Annotated in this window: 18 protein-coding genes and 2 pseudogenes; all 20 read right to left on the bottom strand. The window is 34.4% G+C overall.

All coding sequences use genetic code 11. The features are described 5' to 3' along the window. Window positions 1–255 precede the first annotated feature (255 nt). Entirely contained in the window at window positions 256–1485 is a 1230-nt protein-coding gene (locus J2Z80_RS09340) for a Zn-dependent hydrolase (RefSeq protein WP_209454150.1), read from the bottom strand. Window positions 1486–1701: 216 nt separating this feature from the next. Continuing rightward, window positions 1702–2910 carry an NAD-dependent dihydropyrimidine dehydrogenase subunit PreA gene (preA, locus tag J2Z80_RS09345; RefSeq protein ID WP_209454151.1) on the bottom strand — a complete coding sequence of 403 codons (1209 nt, stop codon included), beginning with the start codon at window positions 2908–2910 and terminating at the stop codon, window positions 1702–1704. 158 nt (window positions 2911–3068) lie between these two features. Next, entirely contained in the window at window positions 3069–4457 is a 1389-nt protein-coding gene (hydA, locus tag J2Z80_RS09350) for a dihydropyrimidinase (RefSeq protein ID WP_209454152.1), read from the bottom strand. A 66-nt stretch (window positions 4458–4523) separates the two neighbouring features. Beyond that, window positions 4524–5297 (bottom strand): annotated as a pseudogene (locus J2Z80_RS09355) (cytosine permease); the annotation flags it as partial. 89 nt (window positions 5298–5386) lie between these two features. Next, on the bottom strand, window positions 5387–6661 hold the full coding sequence (locus J2Z80_RS09360; RefSeq protein WP_209454154.1) for a cytosine deaminase: 1275 nt from the start codon (window positions 6659–6661) through the stop codon (window positions 5387–5389). Between the two features lie 18 nt (window positions 6662–6679). Further along, window positions 6680–8074 carry a cytosine permease gene (locus tag J2Z80_RS09365; RefSeq protein WP_209454155.1) on the bottom strand — a complete coding sequence of 465 codons (1395 nt, stop codon included), beginning with the start codon at window positions 8072–8074 and terminating at the stop codon, window positions 6680–6682. A gap of 247 nt (window positions 8075–8321) precedes the next feature. Then, a pseudogene (locus J2Z80_RS09370) lies at window positions 8322–8495 on the bottom strand (IS1380 family transposase); the annotation flags it as partial. A 204-nt stretch (window positions 8496–8699) separates the two neighbouring features. After that, on the bottom strand, window positions 8700–10061 hold the full coding sequence (locus J2Z80_RS09375) for an aminotransferase class III-fold pyridoxal phosphate-dependent enzyme (RefSeq protein ID WP_209454156.1): 1362 nt from the start codon (window positions 10059–10061) through the stop codon (window positions 8700–8702). 219 nt (window positions 10062–10280) lie between these two features. Then, window positions 10281–11495 carry a PucR family transcriptional regulator gene (locus tag J2Z80_RS09380; RefSeq protein ID WP_209454157.1) on the bottom strand — a complete coding sequence of 405 codons (1215 nt, stop codon included), beginning with the start codon at window positions 11493–11495 and terminating at the stop codon, window positions 10281–10283. Window positions 11496–11558: 63 nt separating this feature from the next. Beyond that, window positions 11559–12677 (bottom strand): iron-containing alcohol dehydrogenase family protein, encoded by a 1119-nt coding sequence (locus J2Z80_RS09385; protein ID WP_209454158.1) that lies wholly within the window; start codon window positions 12675–12677, stop codon window positions 11559–11561. A gap of 70 nt (window positions 12678–12747) precedes the next feature. Further along, window positions 12748–13413, bottom strand: coding sequence for an ATP-binding cassette domain-containing protein (locus J2Z80_RS09390; RefSeq protein ID WP_014759064.1), 666 nt, complete (start codon window positions 13411–13413; stop codon window positions 12748–12750). Window positions 13414–13453: 40 nt separating this feature from the next. Further along, a complete protein-coding gene (locus J2Z80_RS09395) occupies window positions 13454–14182 on the bottom strand; it encodes a Rossmann-like domain-containing protein (protein WP_014759065.1) in 729 nt (242 codons plus the stop codon). Window positions 14183–14236: 54 nt separating this feature from the next. After that, window positions 14237–14899, bottom strand: coding sequence for a molybdate ABC transporter permease subunit (gene modB, locus J2Z80_RS09400; protein WP_245301255.1), 663 nt, complete (start codon window positions 14897–14899; stop codon window positions 14237–14239). Between the two features lie 45 nt (window positions 14900–14944). After that, window positions 14945–15757, bottom strand: a complete 813-nt coding sequence (modA, locus tag J2Z80_RS09405; protein WP_209454159.1) for a molybdate ABC transporter substrate-binding protein — start codon at window positions 15755–15757, stop codon at window positions 14945–14947. 265 nt (window positions 15758–16022) lie between these two features. After that, window positions 16023–16724: an ABC transporter ATP-binding protein gene (locus J2Z80_RS09410; RefSeq protein WP_209454160.1), complete on the bottom strand. Its 702-nt coding sequence runs from the start codon at window positions 16722–16724 to the stop codon at window positions 16023–16025. A 3-nt stretch (window positions 16725–16727) separates the two neighbouring features. Continuing rightward, complete coding sequence (locus J2Z80_RS09415; RefSeq protein ID WP_013298574.1) at window positions 16728–17528, bottom strand: ABC transporter ATP-binding protein; 801 nt, start codon at window positions 17526–17528, stop codon at window positions 16728–16730. Continuing rightward, on the bottom strand, window positions 17509–18465 hold the full coding sequence (locus J2Z80_RS09420; protein ID WP_013298573.1) for a branched-chain amino acid ABC transporter permease: 957 nt from the start codon (window positions 18463–18465) through the stop codon (window positions 17509–17511). Before J2Z80_RS09420 ends, J2Z80_RS09415 begins: the two co-directional genes overlap by 20 nt. Before the next feature lie 9 nt (window positions 18466–18474). Beyond that, the gene (locus J2Z80_RS09425) at window positions 18475–19359 is read right to left on the bottom strand and encodes a branched-chain amino acid ABC transporter permease (RefSeq protein WP_209454161.1); all 885 of its coding nucleotides are present in this window, start codon (window positions 19357–19359) and stop codon (window positions 18475–18477) included. A gap of 155 nt (window positions 19360–19514) precedes the next feature. Beyond that, complete coding sequence (locus J2Z80_RS09430) at window positions 19515–20696, bottom strand: ABC transporter substrate-binding protein (protein ID WP_209454162.1); 1182 nt, start codon at window positions 20694–20696, stop codon at window positions 19515–19517. A gap of 120 nt (window positions 20697–20816) precedes the next feature. Then, window positions 20817–21935: an alanine dehydrogenase gene (gene ald / locus J2Z80_RS09435; protein WP_209454163.1), complete on the bottom strand. Its 1119-nt coding sequence runs from the start codon at window positions 21933–21935 to the stop codon at window positions 20817–20819. Window positions 21936–22079: the final 144 nt, after the last annotated feature.

Raw genomic sequence — 22079 nt, forward strand, 5'->3', positions numbered from 1 at the left:
ATACTTTAATATTATAATATCAGATTAATTGCTTTTTATTTTTTTATATAGTAGAAAAAGGCACGATAGTTTTTCCCCATCATGCCTAATTTTTATCATATACATTTGTTTTGCAATATTAGTTGTTTTTTGATAATTTTTTCTAAAAACAAAAAACTGAAGGAATTATGCTGTGCAATGTGTTCTTTACTTGACATTCTTTGTTGTGGCAATATTACCGATGTACGGCGTTTGCAAAACTCGATATATTACTTTCTATTTTTTATCAATATCCAATATCGTTTGTAGTAATACATTAGCGCCCTTCCAGCAATCGTCGAGAGATGTTTTTTCTATTTCGCAATGGCTGTGTCCGCCAATACTTGGAACAAATATCATAGTCGTAGGCAGGATATCAGCAACAAACTGAGCATCATGTCCAGGACCACTATACATTCTCATGCAGGAATAGCCATATTCTTTTGCATTCTTCTCTACTAAATCGACCAACTCTTTATTGAAGGCAACAGTCTTACGTGACCACAATTTCCGGTAGCTAACCTTGCACTTTGCAAGTTCTTTAGGAATGTTTTCAATAACATCGACAACCTGCTGTACTATTTTCGGATCTTGATGTCTTGCATCCAAAGTAAACTTAACATCATCCGGTATAATTGTGTGTACATTTGGCGAGCAAATAATTCTACCCGTGGTATAAACCAACTTACTGTCAAGCTTATCAAGCTCTCTGTGCAGATACTGAATAGCCTCAGAAGCTGCATAGAGAGCATCTTTTCTCATTCTCTGCGGAACAGTTCCTGCATGACCAGCCTGGCCGATAAATTCAAACTCATAATTAACCATTCCAACAACACCTTCAACAACTCCGATATCCATTTTTGCAGCTTCAAGCACTGGACCTTGCTCAATGTGCAGTTCCACAAAAGCCATATATTCCTTAGGATTCATTCTATTTTTCTCGTCACCCTTGTATCCGCTTGCATCCAAAGCTTCACCAAATGTTATTCCATCCTTATCCTTTGAGGCCAGCATCTTGTTCTTATCAAATTTACCAGTAATAACACCTGATGACATCATAGCAGGGTCAAAACGAGCCCCTTCTTCATTGGTCCAAATCATAACCGTAATTGGATGACGGTGTGGAATCTTCTTTGTAACAATCGTTTCAGCTACTTCCATTGCACTTATTACACCTAAAATACCATCATAGTTTCCACCTTGTACTACCGAATCGCAATGTGATCCCACTGCAATACGTGGAAGATCTTCTGATCCTTTAAAGGTCGCATATATATTTGCCATATCATCTGTTACAATGTCTGCACCCAGTGCTTTCATTCTCTTGCAGAATTCTGCTCTTGCCTGCAGATCCGGTTCTGATAAAGACAATCGTGTTATTCCACCATTTCCAGTATCACCAAATTTACTAAATGTATGAATCTTATCTGCCAATCTTTCTTTGTCACAAGCTACCATGTTTTTCATTTTACACACACTCCTATATAAATTTTTCTTCTACAATAGTTCATAATAACTTATAAATGTTTAAGTATAATTATAAGCCTTTATGTTTATCAACAATCAAATAACTAGCTTTTATTTATTCAAACAACTTATTCTAAATTTAAAATATCAATGTCCTCAAGAATTCTTTCCTTAGAGTATTATTAAATTTCGATTAAAGCAAATTTTAGAATAATTTCAAAGCGTTAATGCTCTTTTAGGACAAATAATTGTACATAGTGAACATCCATCACATTTTTCGGCATCCACAACTAACTGTCCATTTTTAAATTTTAATGCATCATAACCGGCATCGCCACATACCTTTACACACTTTCCACATTGAATACACAATTTATTATTGATTTGAACCACTTTTTTAACTATACTTAACGCAGAATGATCTTTTATACGATTCAATGACTTCCCTTTAATTTCAGTAATTTTTTTAATATTTTTGTTGCGCATATATCTTTCTAATCCTTCTATAAAATTTATAATAATGTCATATCCTTCTATCATAACAGCAGTACAAACTTGAACAGCGGATGCACCTAAAAGCATATACTCAACAGCGTGTTCCCAAGAAGATATACCTCCTATACCAAATATCGGTAGATTAATGCTTTTAGCTATTTGCGATACAGCTCTTAATCCTATAGGTTTAACTGCCAGTCCTGAATATCCACCATATGTTGAATAACCGTCTACCGAAGGAAGTGGCTCCATCGTATCTAAATTTATACCTATAAGACATTGCACCGTATTTATAGCTGAAATGCCATCTGCACCACCATTTTGAGCAGCTTTTGCTATAGATATGATGTCCGTAACATTAGGAGTAAGTTTCACAATCACTGGAATATTCACAACTTGCTTAACCCATTCAGTTAATTCGGAAGTCATTTTTGCATTTTGGCCTATAGCAGCACCAACACCCATTTCTGGCATACCATGTGGGCATGAAAAATTTAATTCCAACGCATCAACACCTGAATCTGCTACCTTTTTGGCTAACTCCTGCCACTCTTTTTTGTCGGCTTCTGCCATAATACTACCAATTAGAATGCGATTTGGGTACTGTATTTTTATTTCTTCTATTTCTTTTAACCAGATAGTTAGAGGACGTTTGCTCACAAGTTCAATATTTTGAAAACCTACTATTTCACCATGATTTCCTCTAATAACGTTAAAACGTGGTTTTACGTCAACAATATTCATATTGTCGGGTTTTAATGTCTTTAATACGGCACCACCCCACCCCATATCAAATGCTCTTTTAATCATAGTACCATATGCAGTTGGTGGTCCAGATGCCAGTACAAAAGGATTGGGAAATTTTATACCACAAAATTCTGTTGAAATATCTATACATTTACTATTTTTTTCATATAATATAGGCTCCATCTGCATCACCTTTATTCCTTCCTTAAAATTTGAATTGAGTGATATTCGACACCCATTAAAAGTATAATTTATAGGTAACGATAACTGTTAATCATATCAACCAAATATTTTATAATATCGCTATTCCTCTAATCTGTAATTTCGTTAAAAACTGTATTCTATACCAAAATTGGTGCCTGTCGTTTTAAGAACTTTCCAAAACCTTTTCTCCCGATAAAGTTTCCATTCTCAACAATTATATTGCCTCTTAAAATGGTAATTACAGGATACCCTGTTACTTCAAACCCTTCATATGGCGTGTAATCCACATTTTCATGGAGTTTACTTTTAGTTATTACTTTTTTTACATTAGGATCAAATATTACAATATCCGCATCACTGCCAACAGCTATGGTCCCTTTTGAAGGATACAATCCAAAAATTTTAGCCGGATTAGTAGCCGTTACCTCAACAAAACGCTGAAGACTTAATTTTCCCATATCAGCTCCATAGCTATACATTAGCGCCATCCTTGTCTCTATACCTGGAGCACCATTTGGAATTTTACCAAAAAATTCTAAACCTAAATCCTTCTGACCCTTTAAAAAGAATGGACAGTGGTCTGTTGATACTGCTTGTATTTCTCCTTTAGCAAGTCCATCCCAAAGAGAATTTAAATTCTCTTTCGGCCTTAGAGGAGGTGACATAACATATTTTGCCCCCATAAAATTTGGCTCTTCATATTTCTCTTCAGATAGCAATAGATATTGCGGGCAAGTCTCCGCCATAACCGGCAATCTCTGTTCTCTTGCCCTCGCAAGCTCTATCAAAGACTCTTTACAGCTTAAATGCACTATATAAAGCGGAGCATTAGCAAAACTCGCTATCTTTATAGCACGACTTACAGCTTCTGCTTCTGCCACCGTCGGACGGCTCATTGCATGGTACTTAGGCTCTATTTTACCTTCCTTATAAAATTTTTTTATTAAATAGTCAATTATATAATAATTTTCAGCGTGTACACATATCAATCCACCATTCTCTTTTGCCATAATCAATGCCTTTAACAGTACATCATCATTTACCTTCAAACCATCATAGGTCATAAAAAGCTTGAAACTGGAATAACCATTTTTTATAGCTCTTGGCATTTCGTTTAATATATCTTCATTCATATCAGTTATAGCTATATGAAATCCATAATCAATAACCGCTTTGCCATCAGCCTTTTTATGCCACGTTTCTGCAGCTTGCTGTAAAGACTGCCCTTTTGCTTGTATTGCAAAATCAACTATAGTCGTAGTTCCACCACATGCAGCTGCAATTGTACCTGTTTCAAAATCATCGCTAGAGACAGTACCACCAAAAGGCATTTCCAAATGAGTATGAACATCAATTCCTCCTGGAAATACATATTTACCTTCCGCGTCGATAATATTAGCTCCATCTCCTGTTATGTCTTGTCCTAAAGCAACTATAATACCATCCTTTACCGCCACATCTGATTTAAACGCATCAGATGCTGTTACAACAGTCCCTCGCTTTATAATAAGGTCATATTTCCTCATTATTAACACCTCCAAGAATATTTAATAGCCAATTTACATCATAAATGTTATTTTTATGAGAAATTTTTATTCATTTGAATGTCTACTGATTTCTGTTTTATAAAATTGAATACTCGGATTATACATCAACAGAAAATATAAGATACCAGAAACGAATAGTCCTACGAACCATGCATAATCTGATAGAACACTTAACATCGGAACTATCTTGCCAATTAGTGCAAAAAGTACTCCAGCAATTAATGCAATAATTGCTTTTATATTAAAACCTTTGGAGTAAAAATACTCTCCTTCTTCAGTGTAAAGATCCCTAAGATTAAGCTTTGTCCTTCTACAAATCCAATAATCGCATATCATTATACCAGCAATTGGTCCAAGAACACCTGAATATGTGCCCAACCAGTTATAGATATATCCACTTGGATCTGCTAGAAGCCTCCATGGCATTATTAATATTCCAATAATACCCGTAATCAATCCTCCACTTTTAAAACTGATATATTTCGGTAATAGATTAGAAAAATCATATGCTGGAGAAACTGTATTTGCAGCAATATTAACAGATAAAGAAGCAACAATAACGCCAAAAAAACCAATTAATATAGCAAGAGGATTAGAGAATTTTGATATTATTTGTACAGGATCACATATAGCTTTGCCATATATTATTTCTGATGCTGATGTGATTATTATACCCATTCCAGAAAATACGGCCATGGTTGTAGGCAAACCTAAAATTTGTCCCTTAATTTGTTGTTTTTGCGACTTAGCAAATCTTGTAAAATCAGGTATATTCAAAGATAATGTTGCCCAAAATCCTATCATACCCGTAAGCGATGGAAAAAAGACCTTTAACCATCTCTATTAATAAAAAGTCCAGATTAAAACTCAACTAAATATAATACTAGAACTATATATTCTTTGTCATGCTACTTTTTAAAATCGATCTTCTCTTCATTTTCACTAATTTTTAACGTAGTTTTACTTGGGATAGTTTCAGCAATTATTCTTCCATTTCTGATTGAGTATCTGACAGGTACCTGTCTGCGTATGGCATCATACTCATCTTCTGCTGAAAGTATGATTAAATTTGCAGGTTTGCCTTCCTCTATACCGTATTTATCTTCTATATGCAAAGTCTTGGCACTGTTTGTTGTTATCAAATCTATAGAGTTTACAATCTGCTCATAACCCATAAGCTGGCACACATGTATTCCCATTTGCAAAACCTGAAGCATGTTTCCTGTTCCCAGCGGGTACCATGGATCAAATATATCATCGTGGCCAAAACATACATTGATTTCAGATTCCAAAAGTTCTTTTACTCTTGTAATACCACGTCTCTTCGGATAAGTATCAAATCTACCCTGCAGATGAATATTAACCAATGGGTTAGCTACAAAATTTATATTAGACATTTTTAAAAGCCTGAATAATTTGTAGGCATAAGCGTTATTATATGAGTGCATTGCAGTTGTATGGCTTACAGTAACCTTTTCTCCCATACCATAGGCAATGGCTTCCGCTGCTACTACTTCTACAAATCTTGACTGTTCATCATCAATTTCATCACAATGTACATCTATAAGTCTGTCATATTTATCAGCCAATTTAAATATTTTTCTTATAGAATCCACGCCATACTCTCTGGTAAATTCAAAATGCGGTATTCCTCCAACTACATCAGCGCCCAATCTGAGAGACTCTTCCATTAAATCTACTCCATTGTGGAATGAATTGATTCCTTCCTGAGGAAAGGCAACTATCTGCAAATCCATCCATGAAGCTACCTGTTCCTTTACTTCTAATATGGCTTTTAATGCAGTAAGGTTAGGATCTGTTACGTCTACATGTGTTCTAACACTCTGTATTCCCTGAGCAGACTGCCATCTTAATACTTTATTAACTCTTTGCTTCACATCTTCACTGGACAACAGTGCTTTTCTCTCAGACCAACGCTCAATTCCTTCGAATAATGTCCCGCTTATATTCCATTTTGGTTCACCTGCGGTTAAAGCTGTATCAAGATGAATGTGCGGCTCAATAAATGGAGGAAGCACAAGCTGTCCCTCTGCATCAAGAATTTCTTCGTTTTCTATATTTAAATCTTCCTCAGATTTTGTAATTTTTATTATTGATTTGTTATCTATAAGTAACTGCCAAAGACCTTCCTTATCTCTGAGTCTTGCATTTTTAATAATCATATCTAGACCCCCTTAAAATTAATCCAATTTTCTATTTTTACATATCAAATAGTATATAACTCCTGCTATCACAATTACAGGATAGGTAACTCCGATACTTTGATTTAAAATGCCTATTTTTTTGATTATAAGATATATTATTACGGAGGCTACCCATACTGCTATGGCATACAAGTTATAACCATTGCTATACCAATACTTTCCTCCTTTTTCATCAAAATATTTCGTATCATACTTTTGTTTATGTATGAAATAGAAATCTACAACTATTATTGCGAAAATCGGTCCAAACACCATACCTATATAATCCAGAAAACCTATGAAAGTATTGAGAAAACTGTTTAAATAAAGAGGTATTAAAGTAATTACGGCTGTTGCTATTGTAACTATCCATAATGCTGTTATAGATTTTACTTTTTTCGTTATATTGGTTAGAGATATACCTGCAGCCATTAAATTTACTGCATTTGCTGTAGTACTGGTTATTATAATTATCAGAAGTGCTACAGCTCCAAGTCCGAGCTTACTTACAATTGTACTTGGATCTGAATTGTTTGGATCATATACTCCTGTTGTAATTGCAGTACCTATAGCTCCAATAATTCCCACAAAAGCAAACCAGAATAATCCAACATTTGCGCCAATCATAGGTGCTACCGTAGCAGTATTTTTATTTCTTCCATATCGAGTAAATTCCGCAATAGCTGGTACCCAGCCTAAACTGAAAGCTGCCATTGCATCCATCGCTGCTCCTATTGGCATTGATTTATCAACAGGTGGTCTCCAATTCATAATTGCTGTCAATGAAACATGATTTAAAACTACTACTGTTTCCCAAACACCTAAAATCAATATAAATACTACACCAATTCTTTCAACCAGCTTTATTGATTTACGTCCTGTAGCTATAGACAAAAGGTGAAGTATACTCATTATTCCAATTCCTACAAGCATAGTTTTTTGGCCTCCCGCTTCTCCAAAAGCAGGCCATCCAAGTAAATCCTTTATAAGAAAGCTTGCAGATATTGCTGCTATAAATGTATTTACCGCAGTCCATCCAATAAATTGAGTAATATTTAAAATTGAGGGAAGATAACTGCCGCGAATTCCAAAGGAAGGCCTTGTAAGTGCCATAGTTGAAGTTCCTACTTTATAACCTATGTAACCTATCAATGCCATGATAAAATATGCTACTGGATTGGCAACTAAAGTAACTATTAATGCTCCTGTAAAAGCACTTCCTGCAACCACTCCGCCTACATACCAAGAACCATTATTTGCATTAGCACCTATCCATGTAGCAAGCATATCTGTAAAGCTTATGTTTCTTGCGTACTCTGGTACAGGTTCTATTGCTGAGTATTCTTTATGTACAATCTCAACTTCAACTGCTTTTCTTTCATTTATTTCCATAGCTCTTATGAAACCTCCTTATAGTTTTATAAATTATTATATCCTAAATTTCACGTACATTTTTAATCAGCTTCAAATAACACTATTTTAAGAAGAATTTAACCTGTTTCTTGAAAATTTTAACATGTATATCGCCACCTTTCAATCATTTTGGATAAATTATTATTTTCAACTTTTTGATGAGAATATTTATTATGCTCTTCAAGTTATTCACAGAGCAATGCTCAATTTTTAGGTAGTATTCTTGTTATGTCATGCATTTTTCATACACGTCTTTGTACGGATAATTTTCTGACAACTTCATGATCACATACCTAGCAGTTTTGATTATTTTAGCGGCAAGAAATACATACTCCAAACGAAATGTCTTTATTTGCTGTGTGTATTTTGAAACGCTTAAAGAATCAAATTTAAATAGCATCGGAATACAATGCGCCATTCCAATCCATAAAGCTGTGTAATTGTAAGTATTCCATGTCCTTTCATTAATCGTAGTCGGAGCAAGATCGTTGTTAAATAATCTACTTTTAGTAATTTCTTCTTTAAGTTCATACATTTCTTCTTTCATAAATAATCTCCCCCTTTTTTTCACATTAACTTATCTTGATATATGAATTAAATTATTTTATGTTTTTTCAATATACTCATCTACAAAATCTAAAACCTCATCAAGAATTGATAATGCTTCCTTTAATTCCTCCTCCTTTATAATCAAAGGTGGAGCCACTAATATGCAGTTTTCATGAGAGTAGGTAGAAAATCCTCTCTCTCTTAACTTATCTATAATTCTGGGCATTATTTTTTCAGGGTCTTTTCCATATGGAACTAAAGGTTCCTTTGTACCTTTATGTTTAACAAGTTCTACCGCCGAAAAAAGTCCTATATATCTTACATCACCAACACATGCATGCTTTTCTTTTAACTTTTCTAATTCGGCACCCAAAACTTTCCCCATCTTCTTTGAATTTTCTATTAATCCTTCTTTTTCATATACATCTATAGTTGCACAACCTGCTGCACAACCTATTGGATGTGCATTATATGTTAAGCCACACATTAAAACATTATCATCAAAATATTCTGCTATCTTTTTGTCTACAATAACGCCACCCAAAGGCTCATACCCACAAGTAATTCCTTTTGCAAATGTTATAATATCTGGTTTTACATTCCAATTATCACATGCAAACCACTCTCCCGTTCTTCCCCATCCTGTCATGACCTCATCACACACCATAAGTATCCCAAATTCATCACATATATCCCTTATTCCTTGTAAATATCCTTTAGGTGGAATAATTACTCCGTTACTTCCAGTCACTGTTTCAAGAAAAATCGCCGCTACATTATCCGCACCTTCATAAATAATTTGCTCCTTAAGCTTATTCAAATAATACCTGCTTGCCTCCTCTTCACTCTTAAATTCTATTTTTTCACGATAAATATATGGATCAAAGAATTTAATAAACCCAGTCAATCCCGGCTCACAAGTATATCTTCTTGGTTCTCCGCTTAGATTTGCAGCTCCGAAGCTAGCTCCATGGTATGATCGATATCTTGAAAATATTTTTTGCCTTCCTGTAAACATCCTTGCTATTTTTATCGCATTTTCGTTGGCATCCGCTCCACCTAATGTAAAAAATACCTTACCCATATTATCTGGAGCCTTTTCTATTACTTTTGCAGCCAACCTTGATCTAACATCAACAGCATAGCTTGGTCCGATAAAAGGAAGCCTTTCCGCTTGCTCTTTTATTGCTTTTATAATCTCTTTATTTCCATGTCCTACATTTACATTTACTAGCTGAGAAGACATATCAAAATACCTTTTTCCATTAATATCCCAAAAATAAATTCCTTCTGCTTTTGTAATAACCAATGGATTAAGATTTTTCTGAGCGCTCCAAGAATGTAAATTGTATCTCTTGTCATATTCCCTTATATTGTCTTCATCCATAACAATTTCATTATCTTCTTTAGTTAACATTTTAGCCCTCCTCACTTAAAATATTAATTTAACACCGTAAAATAGAAATGGTGCTAATCATAAGGCATTTTCTGTACCTTTAATTAGCACCATTGCTATTTTAGTATATTAATTGTTTTTAGTCTTATCTTTAAAGCTTAAATAAATTTTACATAATAATTAATAAAATGTCATCCTACATTATGTAGCATTATTTTCATAAATTTTAATACAATAGATTCAATATTTGAGAAATTTTCCAATAGCCAATGCTACTTGTAAATTAAATTTGGTTTCCCAATCAGATAAATCCACATTAAGGATTTCCTCAATTTTTTTTATTCTATAGTTCAAAGTACTGCGATGTATAAAGAGATCTTTAGCGGTTTTTACAAAATTACCATTGTTTTGTAAAAATACCTCCAATGTATTAATGAGATCAGCTCTTGAGCTTTCATCATATTTCATCATTGGTTCCATCAATTCATTGAAAAAAGAAATCATTTCACTCTTATCCTTCATTTCAAATAAAAGTCGAAAAATTCCCGCTTCACTATAACTATAAACTGAATTGCCTCCCATTATTTTATAAGCCAGCTTTAAAGCTCTTTCAGCCTCTTTTAAACTATTTTTTATATCTTTTAAATTAGAATAATATCGTCCTATTCCAATGCTAACTTTTAATGGAGATAGCTGCTCGATAACACTTTTTCTTATTTCCTCTGCAATTCCTACTACTGAGCTTTCATCTTCTGCTTCCTTTTTAGATATGAGAGATATAACAGAATCACCACGAATTAAAGAAAGCGGTCTCTTGCCGTTTTTTTCTAATGTATTGTTTACAATCTGCTGCAAACAAAATTTTATATCCATTATCTTCTTTTCGTCTTTTATGTTGCTCTTATTTATATATTGCCCAAATTTATCTATATCTGTAATCATAACACAGTTTTGATGACTGATGTTAAAGCCATGATATTCTGCCCTGCTTACAAAAACCTCTTCAGATTTAAAATCTGTAAAAAGTATGTTTTCTAAAAATTCTCCTATTGACTTTTCCTCAATTGACTTTTTTATAATAAAATTACATATTATCTCTGTAACATCAACAAGTTTAACCTCCCAAGGAAGCTCAAAAAGCGGGAAATCAAGCCTATCGGCTAATAAAATAGCTTCTTTCGGAATATTCTTGATATAAGGTCCCACATTTATCACAAGTCCTGCCAGATTCTTCGAATTTATTTCTTCAATAATTTTCATCAGAATATCAACATTATCTTTTATGCTTATACCTGTTGTAAAGAGCAACTCACCTCCATGAACCCATTTAGAAACATCAGGAATATCTACAACATGCACCCAGCTTAAATTCCTGTCAAGACCGTTTTTTCCACCAACTAATCTAAACTTTTTCAAAGATGGAAGCACTAGTATATCTCTGCACTTTATACTCATACATAACCATTCCCTTTTTTAAAAGGTAAAAAACAATGGTATAATACCATTACCAGATATGTCTTAGAATATGCTCTTCGTATAAATGTCTAAAAGATCATCTTGTGTTACTGATTTTTTGTTATTAGCTATATTACTAGCTTTTATGGCTATAGACGAATATTTATTCAACTCATCTCTTGATATTTCAGGTATTTTGCCTTCTTTACGTATCAGTTCATTTATAATCTTTTCAAATTCATAAATATCTTTAATTCCTAATAACTTTAATACCATATTAATTTTATATTCTTCACTGTCATAATTAAATTTCAAATAATTTGCAAGCAATATCCCATTTGCCCTGCCGTGTGGAATCTCTTTATAATATGTGAGAGAATAACCCATAGCGTGAACAACAGATGTCCCTGTATGTGCTATTAACATACCACCTAATGTTGAGGAATAAAGTAATAATTCTCTTGTTTCAAAATCAAGTTTTTTAATATCAGTACTTGCATCTAATACATTTTTATAACATGTCTTCAAACTGTTTAATCCATTAACAACAATATATTCATAAAAATTATTATACTTTACTGATAGAAATCCTTCTATCAAATGTGACAACGCATCCAGCATAGTATCCACAGTAACATTATATGATAAACTCATGGTATATTTAGCATCTAAAAAAGCTATTTTAGGAAATATCAATGGGCTAAAAAAGCTCTTTTTACTTCCAATTTTGTCATACGTCAAAATTGAATATGGTGTAACCTCGCTTCCTGTCCCTGCTGTTGTCGGAATAGCTATTATAGGCAAAGGTCTTTTTTTAATCATGTTAGAAAAAAGCTCTTCCGGTTCAATTAAATTTGTGGCCAGGGTTGCAATGGATTTTGATGCATCAAGTGGAGAACCACCACCAATGCCGATTATAAAATCAGCTTCGACTTTTCTTGCAACATCAGCACCATCTAATACATTTTCTATGTCCGGATTGGATTTAACACGATTAAAAATCTCGTATTTTACGCCATTATCTGTAAGTACCGATAACACATCATCAAGTGAACCATTTTTTTTAGAACTTTTACCTGTAACTATCAATGCTTTTTTACCTATACACATCAAATTGCTGTTTTCTTTAATGCAATTTTCACCAAAAATAATCCTTGTTGGTATAAAAAAGTTAAATTTCATATGTTATCTCCACCTCTATTATCATTAATTTTATCCATAATTTTTTAATATACTTCAATAGCATTGTCCGTCAAGCACTTTGACAAAACCACATTATAGTTTCTCCTTTATTTTCATCTTTTTCTGCCTTAAAGACCTTATCACCAAGTTCTGCCTCACATCGGCAGTGTGTAACCAAAACAAAGGGTATATTCCACTGTTTATGAAGTTCTTTTATTTCCTTTCGCAATCTTTCTCTTAATTTCCTATCCATAGCTGAAAGCGGTTCATCTAACAATAACAAATGAGGCTTTGTTATAAGTGTCCTTGCCATAGCTACTCGTTGTCTTTCACCACCTGAAAGCTGAACTGGATATCTTTCAGCCAGATGAGATATATTAAATTGTTTAAGTATCTCATTGAGCTGCTTTTCTTTTTCTTCTTTTAATAAATTTTTTGCCCCATAAAGAATGTTATCTTTTACTGTTAAGTGATTAAAAAGTGCATATTCTTGAAATATATACCCAATACCACGTTTGTATGAAGGAAGATTGATTCGCCTCGATGAGGAAAAAAGAACTTTCTCTCCCAATATTATCTCCCCCGAATCCGGCTTTTGAAGTCCTGAAATACATTCTAAAACAGTTGTTTTACCAGATCCTGAAGGTCCAATAAGAACCAAAATTTCTTTATCAACAAATAAGTCTACTTTAAGAACAAAATCAGGAAGCTTTTTTACAAATTTTGCTTTAAGCATCTTTCATCACCTTTTTGTCTATATTGTGGGTTCTATATCCTCAATAAGAACAAGGGCAAAATCTTTCCCATCCCATTAACTTAGCAGTCCCGGCGGCAGTTGTTCCAAAAAAGATCAATGGTTTTTGAACTTTTAAAATATTTTCAATCGTTCCATTAACAATAACACTCCCTGTCACTAATGCTATATCACACCATTCTATTGCATCATTATAATCTTTCTCTCCATCCAGTATCAAAACACCACTTTTTTCTTTGCCTATGTTGTCTTTATCCAGGTCAAGCACTTTAACGGAAAATTTGGAGGCACATGTTTCTACTAAAGCAGGTTGTAGCCCTACAAAACATATACGCGGTTGTCCATATTTTTCAACAATGAAATAGGCTATTTTTTGAGCACAGTTTTCTAAATCATTGTTTTTGCAGTGTACGGTGTGATCAGCCAAACGCAGATGTCGCATAATTGCATTTAAGGAGGAAATAAAAATAGCTCTTTCATAATTGTTTTTAAGTGGAAGTTCCAGTATCTCCCCAATAGAACCATGAAAATCATTTAATGAATCAGTAAATGCCTGTCCATAGGACCCTTTAAATTCTGCCTGCATAAGTCTTTCTTTGCCTTTCAGAAGCACATAGTCTGTACGTTTCGTCGCACCAAGAGCATCCTTAGGAGAAAGTATAGAGGCTTTAACTTCTATACTTTCTTTTAATAGCCCATTTTCGTCAACGATTTTTCTAAACACAGACTTTAAATTATCATAAAAACTCATAACTGATTCCTCCTGTATCTATTAAATAATGTATACCTAACGATTTAGCACCTTTTATTGCCTTTGTTTTTTTGTATACTTCAAAACTTTTTTCCTTGATAACCAATTTAGCCAAAAAATCATTCCAAAAGAAAATAGTATAATCACAACAACTAAGTAGATAGCAGTTTTGTAATCCCCACTTTCCACCGCAAAATAAATTACCATAGGAATTGTTTGTGTCTTTCCTGGGATATTACCCGCAGTCATCAATGTTGCTCCAAACTCACCAATAGCTCTTGCAAAGGAAAGAACAACACCCGATAAAATACCAGGCCAAGCAAGAGGCATCGTAATAGTACAAAAAACCCGCAACTCGTTTGCACCTAAAATACGAGCAGCCCGCTCCTGCTTTATATCAACGCTTTCAAAAGCTGCTTTGGCACTTTGATACATCAAAGGAAATGCGACCACAGAAGAAGCAATTACAGCAGCCCACCATGTAAACAATAATTGACTGTTAAATATTTTTCTAATGAGAAAACCTAAAGGTCCATGTTTACCAAAAAGAATCAGGAGAATAAAACCCGTAACTGTTGGTGGTAAAACCATTGGTAGAAAAAAAATGGCTTCAATAGCTTCTTTCCCAGGAAAGTTTTTTACAAAAAACAGGCGAGCAAAAAAGATACCAACTACAAATGATATAAGAGTAGCTATAATAGCTACTTTTATTGACAAGAATATAGGATATATCATTTATCTCACACCTTTTTAACCTTGAATTTATTGTTTCTGGTCTAAAGGTACATATCCATATTTTTTAAAAACCTGTGATGCTTCCTGACTTTTAAGGTAGTTTAAAAAATCAAGAGCCGTTTCTTTTTCTTGGCTGCTATTTATAACTGCTCCTCTAAAGAAAATTGGAGGGCAAGAATTTTCGGGTGCATCTGCAACAATCCTAATCTTATTATTATTTGTAGTATTTGATTTCCAAAGCAAACCAGCGTCTACATTTCCTGTTTCTATATAGCCTCTGATTTCCTGAACATCTTTTGCCAGAATAATTTTAGAACTTACTTTGTCCCAAAGTCCTAAATTTGTTAATACATCTTTAGCCCACTCACCTCCGGGAACAAGAGCAGGATCTCCAATAGCAATTTTATTTACATCAGGTAAAGTAAGGTCCTGAAAGCTTTTAACCTTTTGGCTCTCTTTTGGCGTAATAAGAACCATTTTGTCAGATAAAATCTTTTTTTCTGTTGATTTATCAATTAAATTTTCACTTCTTAAAGTATTCCATTGCTTTTCTCCGGGACCTAAAAGTATATCGCAAGGGGCTCCTTGTTCAATTTGTTGCTGGAGCACACCAAGTCCTGCAAAATTAAAAGAAATTTTTACATCTGGATGAAGTTGGTTGTATTTTTTTGCTACTTCTGGAAGTGCATCTTTAAGTCCTGCTCCTGCAAATACCATAATGTTTTTTGTATTTTCCGTTTTATTAGAGGGTATATTTTCCCTTTCCTGTCTACAACCTCCAAAAAGTAATAGAATTAATAATATAAATATCAACATAGGAAACTGTTTAATATTTCTCATTCTATTTTTCCTCCCAATACAATACTAATGCATTTCATTAAGGTATTTCTAAGATATGCCATTTTACTAAGGTTAATACTAAGTTTAATAGTTTTAAGTCTTTCTAAAAATAAATTCTCTAAAGATAATTATCCTAAGTTTGATAAATTAAAAGATGATTTTCTGTACTCATGCTATCATACTAAATACTTCAATTGGTAAAAAAGATTATTTTATTTCAGTCTTTAAAATTCTTTTTTAAGATTTAAGATAGTGTATTTTCGTACTATCCACCTAAATACGACTTTTTAACCCTTTCATCGTCTTTTAAGACAGATGCAGCACCTTCAAGAGAAATATTGCCTGTTTCAAGGACGTATGCCCTATCTGCAATAGATAGTGCCATTTTAGCGTTTTGCTCTACTAAAAGGATGGTTGTGCCGTCCTCATTTATATTTTTTATGGTCTTAAATATATCTTGCACTACTATCGGTGCAAGACCCATCGATGGTTCGTCTAATAAAAGCACCTTTGGCTTTGACATCAATGCTCTTCCTATGGCCAGCATTTGCTGCTCTCCTCCGCTTAAAGTACCGGCAATCTGCTTATGCCTTTCTTTTAGGCGGGGGAATAAGTTAAACACTTTTTCCATGTCGCTTTTTACCATTTTGTCTTTCCTGAGATATGCTCCCATCTCAAGGTTTTCCATCACAGTCATGTTGGCAAATATTCTTCTTCCTTCTGGCACTTGGCAGATGCCCATATCGACTATATTTTGGGCAGGTTTTTTCGTTATGTCTACATCGTCGAATTTGATGTAGCCTTTTTTTGGCTTCAATATGCCTGATATTGTCATTAAAGTAGTGCTTTTACCTGCGCCGTTTGCACCAATTATAGTCACGATCTCACCATCATTGACTTTTAGGTTTATGCCTTTTAAAGCATTAACCATACCATATGATACATTTAGATTTTTTATCTCTAACATATTTTAAGCACCTCCTTCTATTGATAAAATTTCTTTTTCATCAATGTCTTCTTCTCCAAGGTACGCTGCTATTACTTCTGGGTTTCTCTTGATTTCGTCTGGTGTGCCATGTGCGATTATTTTCCCATAGTTCATGACGTATATGTCTTCACAAAGATCCATCACCAGCGACATATCGTGCTCAATTAAGAGTATTGTTATGTCAAATTTGTCTCTTATGAATCTGATTGTGTCTGTAAGCTCTTTTGTTTCTTGAGGATTCATTCCTGCTGCAGGTTCATCGAGAAGTAAAAGCTTTGGCTTTGTTGCCAGTGCTCTTGCTATTTCAAGTCTTCTCTGCTCACCGTATGGCAGATTTTTAGCAAGATTGTAGGCGTGTTTATCAAGATTGAAGATTTTAAGTAAATTCATTGCCTCTATATTCTGCGATTTTTCTCCATCTAAGTATTTTTTGTACTGCAGAAAGGAGCTAAAAAGTCCGTATTGTACATGAATGTGCTGGGCTATTTTGACATTGTCAAGCACAGTTAAGTTCTTAAATAATCGTATGTTTTGAAATGTCCTTGCTATGCCAAGCTTCGTGTTGTTGTACGGCTTTTGAGATATGCTTTTTCCATCAAATATCACTTTCCCTGATGTTGGTTTGTATATTCCTGTTATTATATTGAATACTGTTGATTTTCCTGCACCATTAGGTCCTATAAGACCTGTAAGAGAGCCTTTTTCCAGTTCTATATTGACATCTATCAGGGCTTTTATGCCGCCGAAATCTATAGAAAGATCTTTAATTGAGAGTAAACTCATTGCTTTTCTCTCCTTTCTTAAATAATTTTTTGAGAGAAAATTCTTTTGTACCCATCAATCCTTCCGGTCTGAATAACATTACAACAATTAAGAGGAGTGAGTATATTACCATTCTTAAGGCAGCATAATCCTGCAAGAGTGCGTATACGAATGTGAGGAAAATTGCTGATAGAATAGATCCTGTTATGCTTCCAAGTCCTCCTAATACAACCATTGTCAAGATATCGAATGACTTCATGAAGTTGAATGTTTCTGGCTGTATGATGTAAAAGTTGTGAGCGTAAAGTGCACCGCCTATTCCTGCAAAGAATGCACCTATTGTAAATGCCAATGTCTTATAGAAAGTTGTGTTTATGCCCATTGATTCGGCTGCTGTCTCGTCTTCTCTAATTGCAACACAGCATCTGCCGTAGCTGGAATTTATGAAGTTTCTGATTAATACAATAGTTATGACTGCCATCCAGAATACCCATGTCCAGTTTGTGTACTTTGGAATACCGGAAAGGCCGCTCGCTCCACCGACGTATTCGGTGTTTAGAAAGATTACCCTGATTATTTCTCCGAATCCAAGAGTTGTTATAGCAAGATAGTCACCTTTTAATCTCAATGATGGGATACCTATCAATATTCCAGCTATACCTGCTGCTATGCCACCTACTAATATAGCCAGAGGAAACGGCAATCCTAGCTTGTAAGTTATGATGGCAGATGTATATGCACCGATTGACATAAATCCTGCATGACCAAGTGAAAATTGTCCTGTAAAGCCATTGATAAGGTTAAGGCTTACAGCAAGTATTATATTTATGCCCATAAGAACTATGTTTATTTCGTAATAATCGTTCAATATACTTGTTGACAGCAAGATTTGTATTATACCGTAAATGGCGAATAGTCCTATAAAAATCAGCAATCTGTTTTTCAATATTTGCTTCAACTGTACCACCTACACTTTCTCTCTTACATTTTTGCCAAATAGTCCTGTTGGTTTAATTAGCAATATGATTATGAGTATTGCAAATGAAACACCGTCCCTGTATAATGAGCTGCCATAACCTGAGACAAGTGCTTCTATGACGCCCATCAAAAGGCCTCCTACCATAGCACCTGGGATTATTCCTATTCCGCCTAAGACTGCTGCGATGAACGCTTTTAAGCCTGGCATTATACCCATTAGGGGATCTATTGAGTTGTAGTATATTCCGACTAATACGCCTGCAACAGCAGCAAGGGCAGAGCCTATTGCAAATGTAAATGAAACGGTCCTATCTACATTTACTCCCATAAGTTTTGCCGCATCTGCGTCAGTTGAGACAGCCCTCATGGCTTTTCCCATCTTTGTCTTGTAGATTATTATCTGCAGTCCAACCATCATGATTATGGATACGACAAATATGACGATCTGCTGGTTTGATATGGTGATTATTCCGTTGAAAAATGAGTACATGTGCTGCTTGAAAATTTGTGGATATGTCCTGACTTGTGGCGATAGAATGATTATACCTCCGTTTTCCAGTAAAAGGGAGACGCCGATGGCTGTAATCAATATAGAGATTTTTGACTTATTCCTTAATGGCCTGTATGCGACTCTTTCAATTGTCACACCAAGCAAAAGGCTTACCAGCATTGCCAAAAGGAGAGATGGTATAAATCCAAGGTGAAAGTATGTGGATGCGAAGAATCCTGTAAATGCACCTACCATGTATATATCACCATGAGCGAAATTTATTAATTTCATTATGCCGTAAACCATGGTATATCCAAGGGCAATGAGTGCGTATATGCTGCCTAAAGATAGACCATTTATAAGCTGTTCAATAAATGTCTTCATCAACATCACCTCAAGTTTAAATATATTAAAATATATGCGGCCACAAGGTGACCGCATTGCCATGTTTTTCTAAAGATATCTTATGATTTTTATTCAGCACTTACTTTTTTCTTAAGTGTCTGTTTACTTCATAAGCAACAATTTACAATTTTACTTTACTGTGCTGCTACTTTTTCAACCAAGTTCTGCTTACCGTCTTTTAATTCTATGATAACAGCAGATTTGACCGCATTATGCTCACTATTTATTGTTATTGTACCTGTAACACCTTTAAAATCTTTAAGCTTTGATAAAGCATCAATAATCTTTGCAGGTTCTGTTGAGTTGGCATCCTTTATTGCCTGCACCAACATGCCTGCTGCATCATATACAAGTGCTGCCGACGCATCGGGTTCTGTGCCGTAAGCATCTTTATACTTCTTTATGAAGTCTTGAACAGTTGGATCGGGATCTGTCGATATAAAGTGGTTGCTGTAATAAACGTTGTTTAATGCAGATGCTCCTGCTATCTTTAATAGATCTGGAGAATCCCAACCGTCACCACCAAGTAAAGGCGTATTTATACCCATATCCCTTGCCTGTTTAGCTATTTTCCCTGTTTCTTGATAGTATCCCGGTATAAATATGACATCAGGATTTAAACCCTTTATCTTTGTAAGAGTTGCTTTAAAATCTTGATCACCTGCTACATACGCTTCTGTATCAATAACTTTCCCACCAAGCTTCTCAAACTGATCTTTGAAGCTTTGTGCAAGACCTTTGCTATAGTCACTCTTATCATCCATATACACAACTGCTGTTTTCGCATTCAGCTTTTCTGATGCAAATTGTGCCATAACACTGCCTTGGTATGGATCTATAAAGCAAGCTCTGAATATTTCGTTTTTGACCTTGTTTGTGTTAGGATCGACTGTAACACTTACAGCAGTAGCAAAACCTGTTATCAATGGTATATGGTTTTGCACTGCGACAGATGATGCTGCTATTGTGTTAGTCGATGTGCTAGGTCCTAAAATAGCTATAACTTTGTCTTGTTGTATAAGTTTTGTAGCTTGATTTATTGATTCATCACTTTGCGATTTATTGTCTGCTTTCAATAAAACTATTTTTTTACCAAGCACACCACCATTTTTATTCACTTCATCAATGTACAATTTGGCTCCATTAAGCGCCGATGTTCCATATGTTGCAACACTACCTGTCAGCTCAAAAAGCGCTCCAACTTTTATGGTATCTGATGATGTAGATGTTGAATTGCTTTTTGAACAACCTGAAAATATCACAGCTATCATTAATACAGCAATGATAAATGATGTAAATTTAAATGACTTTGACATAATTTACCTCCTTTTATAAAATATTTTATTAACCTTATTTTGGAATTTTTATTAATGTCAATAATAATAAAATTAATTGATGCGCATCAATTTGATAACAAGAATTTGATAAAATTTAAGCTATTTCAATACTTCATAAGGATCGACATATTTAAATCCATGTGCATCTGCCACTGCCTTATATGTCACGTTATCATAATATATATTCAAACCATGTAAAAGTGATTTGTTTTCTAATAATGCTTTCTTATAACCTTTATTCGCAATATCAATCGCATACGGAATTGTAACATTTGTTAATGCAAATGTAGAAGTCCTAGGAACTGCTCCTGGTATATTCGCTACAGAATAATGTACAACACCATACTTAATAAAATATGGATTTTCATGTGTAGTTATCCTATCAATTGTCTCAACAGATCCTCCTTGATCTATTGCTACATCAACTATAACAGAACCTTTCTTCATACTTTTTACCATATTTTCTGTAACAAGCTTTGGTGTTTTTGAACCTGGAATCAATACAGCACCTATTAAAAGATCTGCTTTTTTCACACTCTCTGCAATATTATAACTATTTGACATCAATGTTGTTATCTTGCCACCAAATATGTCATCAAGATATGCAAGCCTTTGAGCATTGAGGTCAAGTATTGTCACATGTGCTCCCATGCCTGAAGCTATTTTTGCAGCATTTGTGCCTACAGTTCCACCGCCTATTATTACAACTTCTGCCTGTTCAACACCAGGTACTCCGCTTAATAAAACGCCTCTCCCTTTATTTATATTTTCTAATAAGTATGCTCCAATTATTACAGACATTCTCCCTGCCACTTCACTCATGGGGACCAATAATGGAAGTGATCCATCTTCATTTTGTACAGTCTCATATGCAATACCGATAATCTTTTTCTTTAGAAGTGCTTTTGTTAATTCAATATTTGGTGCTAAATGTAGATAAGTAAATAGTATTTGACCTTCTTTAAAATAATCATATTCAGATGGTTGTGGCTCTTTTACCTTTATTATCATATCCGATTTTTGAAATACTTCGTAAGGAGTCTCAACAATTTCAGCACCTGCCTTTATATATTCTTCATCCTCAATACCGCTTCCAATGCCTGCATTTTTCTCAATATATACGGTATGACCATTAGAACAAAATGCCTCGACTCCCGCTGGTGTTATAGCTACTCTTTCTTCACCTACTTTTATTTCCTTTGGTACACCAATCTTCATTTATGTCACCCTTTCTAAAAATATATAGGGTGCCCAATTCATAATAGAACGGACACCCTTGCCTACCTAAATAAATATTTAATTTCAATTAATAAAAGCTTATAAATGCATAACACACTTATAAGCTTCATCGCCTTATTTCTA

The organism is Thermoanaerobacterium butyriciformans, assembly GCF_017874545.1.
GTDB lineage: Bacteria > Bacillota > Thermoanaerobacteria > Thermoanaerobacterales > Thermoanaerobacteraceae > Thermoanaerobacterium > Thermoanaerobacterium butyriciformans.

Coding starts and splice junctions, on each gene's coding strand:
- J2Z80_RS09415 (WP_013298574.1), bottom strand. CDS start 17,528: ATGAGTTTACTCTCAATTAAAGATCTTTCTATAGATTTCGGCGGCATA.
- ald (WP_209454163.1), bottom strand. CDS start 21,935: ATGAAGATTGGTGTACCAAAGGAAATAAAAGTAGGTGAAGAAAGAGTA.
- J2Z80_RS09425 (WP_209454161.1), bottom strand. CDS start 19,359: ATGAAGACATTTATTGAACAGCTTATAAATGGTCTATCTTTAGGCAGC.
- J2Z80_RS09375 (WP_209454156.1), bottom strand. CDS start 10,061: ATGTTAACTAAAGAAGATAATGAAATTGTTATGGATGAAGACAATATA.
- J2Z80_RS09430 (WP_209454162.1), bottom strand. CDS start 20,696: ATGTCAAAGTCATTTAAATTTACATCATTTATCATTGCTGTATTAATG.
- J2Z80_RS09395 (WP_014759065.1), bottom strand. CDS start 14,182: ATGAGTTTTTATGATAATTTAAAGTCTGTGTTTAGAAAAATCGTTGAC.
- J2Z80_RS09360 (WP_209454154.1), bottom strand. CDS start 6,661: ATGATTATTAAAAATGCAAGACTCAGAGATAAGGAAGGTCTTTGGCAG.
- J2Z80_RS09390 (WP_014759064.1), bottom strand. CDS start 13,413: ATGCTTAAAGCAAAATTTGTAAAAAAGCTTCCTGATTTTGTTCTTAAA.
- J2Z80_RS09365 (WP_209454155.1), bottom strand. CDS start 8,074: ATGGAAATAAATGAAAGAAAAGCAGTTGAAGTTGAGATTGTACATAAA.
- modA (WP_209454159.1), bottom strand. CDS start 15,757: ATGAGAAATATTAAACAGTTTCCTATGTTGATATTTATATTATTAATT.
- J2Z80_RS09380 (WP_209454157.1), bottom strand. CDS start 11,495: ATGAGTATAAAGTGCAGAGATATACTAGTGCTTCCATCTTTGAAAAAG.
- hydA (WP_209454152.1), bottom strand. CDS start 4,457: ATGAGGAAATATGACCTTATTATAAAGCGAGGGACTGTTGTAACAGCA.
- J2Z80_RS09340 (WP_209454150.1), bottom strand. CDS start 1,485: ATGAAAAACATGGTAGCTTGTGACAAAGAAAGATTGGCAGATAAGATT.
- preA (WP_209454151.1), bottom strand. CDS start 2,910: ATGGAGCCTATATTATATGAAAAAAATAGTAAATGTATAGATATTTCA.
- J2Z80_RS09385 (WP_209454158.1), bottom strand. CDS start 12,677: ATGAAATTTAACTTTTTTATACCAACAAGGATTATTTTTGGTGAAAAT.
- J2Z80_RS09410 (WP_209454160.1), bottom strand. CDS start 16,724: ATGTTAGAGATAAAAAATCTAAATGTATCATATGGTATGGTTAATGCT.